Below are 6,120 nucleotides of genomic sequence, written 5' to 3'. Positions count from 1 at the left end.
GCCGAGAAAGTTTGGGAAAAAGTGGAGCAGGTCGTGGCAAGCAAAGACGCGCAGGCACCTAATATTATTATTCAATAGGGAAATTTTATTTATACCAAGAAGCATTAATAGGAACTTATTGGGACGCGCTTCCAAAGTTTTCGGCTAGGAGCGCTTTGTGCAGCGATGCTGTGCATCGTAAGCGATGTGCGACGTGGTCCGAAAGCCTTGGAGGTGCGCCCGGAAGGCCGGAAAGACGATCTCAATGGGTTCCTATTAATGCTTCTTGGTATTAGGCGATCTGTCCAAGACGATAAAGCTATAGGACAGACCACCGTCATGATCTTCTCGGCTGAATTCGACCCACTGGTTAAGATCAAATTCGTGAAAAAATGTGTCTCCCTCCGGTTTTGCATGGATTTGGGTTAGATAAATCCGGTCGGTGAGTTCTGCAAAATGGGTGTAAACCTTTGCCCCACCAATGATCATGATCTCATCGTCTCCACCTTCAGCCTGTTTGGCGATGGCCACGGCTTCTTCTCGATCATGCGCAATCGTTGCGCCATCTGCATGAAACGATTGATCTCCACTTAATATAATGTTGGTCCGCCCGGGCAAGGGCTTGCCAATAGATTGAAAAGTCCGGCGGCCCATGATGACCGGCTTTCCCATGGTTTTTTCTTTAAAATACTTAAGATCACCCGGAATATGCCAGGGCATCGCCCCGTTATAACCAATCACCCGGTTTTCGCCCATCGCGACGATGATGGATATGCGCATCGCTTACACCGCGACAGGCGCAGAAATATGAGGATGGGACTGATAGTCTTTTAATTCAAAGTCGTCGAACGTAAATCCGAAGATGTCTTGAACGTCAGACTTCAGCACCATTTCCGGCAGGGGAAACGGCTCCCGCGACAATTGTAAATCCGTCTGTTCCAGATGGTTGGTATAAAGGTGGGCATCTCCGAAGGTATGAATGAACTCGCCGGGGGCCAAGCCGCTGACCTGGGCCAGCATCAACGTCAGCAGGGCATAGGAGGCGATATTGAACGGCACTCCTAGGAATACGTCAGCACTTCGCTGGTAGAGCTGGCACGATAAACGACCGTCAGCGACATAGAACTGGAACAAACAGTGGCACGGCGGCAGGGCCATCGACTCGATATGCTCGACATTCCAGGCACTTACAATAAGGCGGCGTGAATTTGGATTGTCGCGGAGCTGGTTCACTAGTTGAGTGATCTGATCAACGTGACTGCCATCAGACGTCGGCCACGATCGCCATTGCGACCCGTATACCGGACCTAGATCACCGTTTTCATCGGCCCAATCGTCCCAGATTGAAACCCCGTTGTCGTTCAAATATTTTATATTGGTATCACCCTTCAGGAACCAAAGCAGCTCGTGAATGATGGACCGAAGGTGGAGTTTCTTGGTAGTCACGAGGGGGAAACCCCCGGCCAGATCAAACCGCATTTGATGGCCGAAGACGCTGCGGGTTCCAGTCCCCGTACGATCCCCTTTTTCCACGCCTTCATCGCGGATGTGGCGCATAAGCTCAAGGTATTGCTGCATTAAATTTCCTGCTTAATTTTGACGCCGCCTGAACAAGGAGATTTTACACTGCGGCGACCGCCGGGCAAGCCATCAAAATGTTATACTGGTGAGTTATATTTTAGTGCTCGCCTGAAAAAAATGTCAGGTTATTTTAATACATACCCCGTTTAGGGGATGGCCATTCGAAATTTCTAGATTACCCATGTATGCATAGAAACAGGAACAATGTTGGCAAAACTCAGCGGATAATAGCCAAATTTTAATTGGCTAAGTTAAAAGGGGGCACTCAATTGGGACAGGTCATTCAACTTTATACCGTACGGAACTGGGATGCGGATGAGCAGGCTTGTCTGCACCGGCTGAGAGAAATTTCACGGAGTCGGTTTGGTGAACTAAATTCCCATGATTTAACGATTGAGGAAGGCCAAACCGACGAAGGCGACCCCTGGGTCAGCTTGCAAAACAAAAAGCTGAATACCCTCTGGAGCATCACCAAAGCTACTGAACCCCGGCGCAGCTATTACGTTGCCTGCAACAACGTGACCGACGAACTTCATACTGTTAACCGCCTGGAGGATTTAAGCGAACTCCTGTTCGGTCCCCCGGAATCACCTGCGTGCCAGCCGGGTTTATAGGCTTAATAGGAAGGGTTTGGCGCCCTACCCCTTCCCTTCATCCCCCTTTCGCCCTATATTAGCCATGCCGGTTTACCGGCTATGGCGATAAACGCTATGCGGAATAAACGTTACGGACCCGGGGGCAGTGCCCGGCGCCTCCACCATTATCGTTTGGACCCTCTGCAATAAGCAATGCAACTAGCTATGCAACATGCTGAAAGCGATGTGGTCTTTTCCAATGGGGGCGAAACAGGATCGACGTGCGTGGTAAAGGTATAGTTTTTTCCCGGCATGGTACCGCCGTTATCGGGCCAAACCTAGAAATGCCAACGATAACGAGGCATTTGCAGTAGCCGCTTAAGGCTACGCGGGGTTCGGGGGGCACCTTGCAACAGAAGCCCCCCACTAAATTTATTCCCCGGCAAATTTTTTTATACAAAATAATCTTCAATAACGCCGAGCCTTTCCCTCGACGTTGTTTTGGATATCCTCTAGAGTCATTCCATGGACGATACTGCTATCCCATATGACAACTGGATCGACGAAGCGCTTCGTGGCGTGGTGCGGCGTGTCCTTATGCAAGCGGCAGCCGAAGGCCTGCCGGGGGAGCATCATTTTTATGTTACCTTTAGGACTCCCATGAACGGGGTAGAAATTCCCGGTTTTCTGCGGGCGGAACATCCTGATACCATGACCATCGTCCTCCAGCATCAGTTCCAAAATCTGGAGGTTGGTCGAGATTTCTTCTCTGTTAGTCTGCGCTTTAATGGCAAGGCTGAGGCCCTACGCATCCCGTTTGAAGCCATCACGTCATTTGCCGATCCATCGGTTAATTTTGGGCTACAACTCAAAGCCGCCGAAGCACCAATGGATGAATATGACGCGGACGAGCACATTCGATCTTTTAAACCTGAGGCCACAGTCGCTGGTGACGAGGCGGAAGCTGCCGCAGCACCGGTACAAAAAAACGACAGTTCCGAAGATGAACAAAAAACCGGCGAAGTCATTGCGCTGGACGCTTTCAGAAAAAAATAATCCCTGCTGGAGAAAAAAACCGGCGGACGAACACCCCTTCAATCTATAGCTTGGAATGACCTGAGAGGGCGAGGCAATGAGCGAATACCAACACCATGAAATGTTTCCCCTGGGCGAAGATACCACGTCCTACCGTAAACTAACGTCTGACGGTGTCAGCACAGCCAACTTCGATGGGCAAGAGGTCCTAAAGATCGACCCCAGCGCCTTGGCCATGTTGGCGGAAGTCGCCATGCGCGATACCTCCCACCTGCTCAGGCCCGGCCACCTGCAACAACTTCGAAACATTCTCGATGATGATGAAGCCTCCCCCAACGATAAGTTCGTGGCGTTAGAGCTTTTAAAGAACGCCAACATTGCCTCAAGCGGTGTCCTACCCATGTGCCAAGATACCGGCACCGCCATCGTCATGGGCAAGAAGGGCCAGAATGTCTGGACCAGCGGGAGTGACGAATCGGCGATTTCAGAAGGCATTCTGAACGCTTATAACAACAATAACCTCCGCTATAGCCAGACCTCCCCATTGAGCATGTTTGAGGAGGTCAACACCCGCACCAACCTGCCGGCGCAGTTTGATCTCTACGCCGTACCCGGCGACGCTTATAAGTTCATGTTCATGGCCAAGGGCGGTGGATCCGCCAACAAATCTTACCTGTACCAAGAGACCAAGGCGCTTTTGAACCCGGAACGTCTGATGTCCTTTTTGGATGAAAAAATTCGCTCCCTCGGCACTGCCGCCTGCCCGCCCTATCACTTGGCCATTGTCATTGGTGGCACGTCGGCAGAACTGACCATGAAGACCGCGAAGTTGGCGAGTGCGCGCTACCTTGATGGCCTGCCCACATCCGGTGGTGACTTCGGCCAAGCCGTGCGCGATTTAGAAACTGAGGAAAAAGTTCTGGAGATGACCCGGACCATGGGCATCGGTGCCCAATTCGGCGGCAAATATTTCTGCCACGACGTGCGCGTTATTCGGCTTCCCCGTCATGGCGCGTCTTGCCCCGTAGGGATCGCTGTATCGTGCTCAGCAGACCGACAAATTTTGGCAAAAATAACTAAGGATGGCGTTTTCCTTGAAGAGTTGGAGACCAATCCCGCTAAGTATCTACCGGATGTTGAAGGCGGCGCGCTCAGCGATGATGTGGTTGAGATTGATCTCAACCAACCCATGGATGAAGTTCGCAAAACCCTCAGCCAATATCCCGTCAAAACACGTCTGTCGTTGACCGGAGCCTTGGTGGTGGCGCGCGATTCCGCCCACGCAAAATTACAGGAACTGCTGGATGCAGGCGACGACCTGCCGCAGTATTTCAAAGATCACGCGGTCTATTATGCGGGCCCGGCGAAGACTCCGGAAGGCATGGCGTCTGGCTCGTTCGGGCCAACGACGGCGGGACGCATGGATGCCTACGTTGATACCTTCCAAGCAGCCGGCGGCTCCATGGTCATGCTCGCCAAAGGCAACCGATCAAAGGCCGTCACCAACGCCTGCAAAAATCACGGCGGATTTTATCTCGGCTCCATCGGCGGCCCGGCCGCCAAGCTCGCCCAAGACTGCATCACCAAGGTCGAATGCATCGAATACGAAGAACTCGGCATGGAAGCCATCTGGAAAATCGACATCAAAGATTTTCCAGCCTTCATCGTGGTTGATGACAAAGGCAACGACTTCTTCGCTGAGTTTCAGCCGAAGTAGGGAGGATGGGGCCAGCCCCGACTCATCTCTATGATGCCCGTTGATCTTAATGTTTTAGCTGCCTTCACCCTGGCATCTTTTGCCTGTGTCATGTCTCCTGGGCCGGATACAGTTTTGATTTTGCGTCACACGTTGGTGTCTGGTCGAAAGGTCGGGCTGGCGGCAGTCGCTGGGGTGCAGGTCGGGCTGTTGGGGCATACGCTGCTGGCGGTTGCCGGAATTTCGGTTTTAATCGCGACATCACCGACGGCCTTCAAATTTGTCACAATTATTGGGGCTGCTTACCTTGCTTGGCTTGGGGTGGGAGCAATCCGGGGCGCAGGGGCTTTGGCGTTGGACGTTGGAGGGGGGGAGACAGGGCCGTTAAAAGCCGGGTGCGATGCGGTGCTGACCAATCTTTTAAACCCCAAGGTGATCGTTCTCTTCTTGGCACTTTTTCCGAACTTTGTTGAGACCGGGCGGGGCGATGAGACGGCCCAGTTATTAACGCTGGCGGCAGCGCTCATCGTTATCAACACCTTATGGCAAACGCCCATTGCGCTCGCGGCTGGTGCAGTCCGGCGCTGGCTTTCAAGTGATGTCGCCCGTCGTCGGGTATCTATTTTGTCTGGCATTATCTTCATCGGCTTCGCCATTGGTCTTTTGGCGCAACACCTTGGTTAGGAATATCGATGGCGGTTAACCCTGAATATAAAGCCTATGTGCTGGATCAGCTTTCTCCGCTGGGGCCGGTCATGGCGCGGGCCATGTTTGGGGGTGCCGGGATTTACTTGGATGGCATTATGTTCGCGCTGATCACGCGCGCAGATGTATTATATTTTAGAACCGGCGATGCAAACCGAGACGAATATGAAGACGCCGACATGGGGCCGTTCGTGACCAACAAGGAAAAGAGCACGGTCATGCCCTATCACGAAGTGCCGCCTGACGTGATTGAAGACGGCGACGACATGTGCGATTGGGCGCGCCGGGCTTGGGATGTTGCGAAGGCGGCAAAGGCAGCAAAAAAACGATGAATGATGACCCTCAACGCCTCCTCAAACGATCGGTCACCATCGCCGGACACGCCACAAGTGTCAGCCTGGAGAATGCCTTCTGGGACAGGTTGAAGGAAATCGCTGCCGCGCGCGATCTATCGCTCAACCAATTAATCGCCGAGATAGACGAAACCCGCACCGGCAACCTTTCCGGCGCGATCAGGGTCTATGTGCTGCAATCGGTTCAGGCTTAAAC

Annotated in this window: 8 protein-coding genes and 1 other RNA gene; 7 read left to right on the top strand and 2 right to left on the bottom strand. The window is 52.6% G+C overall.

Features of this window, described 5'->3' with window-relative positions; genetic code table 11:
• Nucleotides 1-255 precede the first annotated feature (255 nt).
• On the bottom strand, nucleotides 256-759 hold the full coding sequence (locus HOM51_07420; GenBank protein ID MBT5034336.1) for a dihydrofolate reductase: 504 nt from the start codon (nucleotides 757-759) through the stop codon (nucleotides 256-258).
• Between the two features lie 3 nt (nucleotides 760-762).
• The gene (locus HOM51_07415; protein MBT5034335.1) at nucleotides 763-1,557 is read right to left on the bottom strand and encodes a thymidylate synthase; all 795 of its coding nucleotides are present in this window, start codon (nucleotides 1,555-1,557) and stop codon (nucleotides 763-765) included.
• Nucleotides 1,558-1,829: 272 nt separating this feature from the next.
• Between HOM51_07415 and HOM51_07410 the strand changes: the two genes are divergently transcribed.
• The 7 genes from HOM51_07410 to HOM51_07380 all read left to right on the top strand — a co-directional run bounded on the left by HOM51_07410 (nucleotide 1,830) and on the right by HOM51_07380 (nucleotide 6,118).
• A complete protein-coding gene (locus tag HOM51_07410) occupies nucleotides 1,830-2,174 on the top strand; it encodes a hypothetical protein (protein ID MBT5034334.1) in 345 nt (114 codons plus the stop codon).
• Between the two features lie 27 nt (nucleotides 2,175-2,201).
• Nucleotides 2,202-2,563, top strand: a transfer-messenger RNA (tmRNA) gene (gene ssrA / locus HOM51_07405).
• Nucleotides 2,564-2,660: 97 nt separating this feature from the next.
• Complete coding sequence (locus HOM51_07400; GenBank protein MBT5034333.1) at nucleotides 2,661-3,191, top strand: hypothetical protein; 531 nt, start codon at nucleotides 2,661-2,663, stop codon at nucleotides 3,189-3,191.
• Between the two features lie 76 nt (nucleotides 3,192-3,267).
• Entirely contained in the window at nucleotides 3,268-4,887 is a 1,620-nt protein-coding gene (locus HOM51_07395) for a fumarate hydratase (GenBank protein MBT5034332.1), read from the top strand.
• 30 nt (nucleotides 4,888-4,917) lie between these two features.
• Entirely contained in the window at nucleotides 4,918-5,550 is a 633-nt protein-coding gene (locus HOM51_07390) for a LysE family translocator (GenBank protein ID MBT5034331.1), read from the top strand.
• A gap of 8 nt (nucleotides 5,551-5,558) precedes the next feature.
• On the top strand, nucleotides 5,559-5,903 hold the full coding sequence (locus HOM51_07385; protein MBT5034330.1) for a TfoX/Sxy family protein: 345 nt from the start codon (nucleotides 5,559-5,561) through the stop codon (nucleotides 5,901-5,903).
• A complete protein-coding gene (locus HOM51_07380; protein MBT5034329.1) occupies nucleotides 5,900-6,118 on the top strand; it encodes a ribbon-helix-helix domain-containing protein in 219 nt (72 codons plus the stop codon). The genes HOM51_07385 and HOM51_07380 overlap by 4 nt, the downstream gene beginning before the upstream one ends.
• Nucleotides 6,119-6,120: the final 2 nt, after the last annotated feature.

It is taken from the genome of Rhodospirillaceae bacterium (assembly GCA_018660465.1).
In the GTDB taxonomy this organism is placed as follows: Bacteria; Pseudomonadota; Alphaproteobacteria; order Rhodospirillales; family JABJKH01; genus JABJKH01.
Note: the sequence above shows the minus strand (reverse complement) of the source record. Positions and strands in the feature narration are given on the sequence as shown.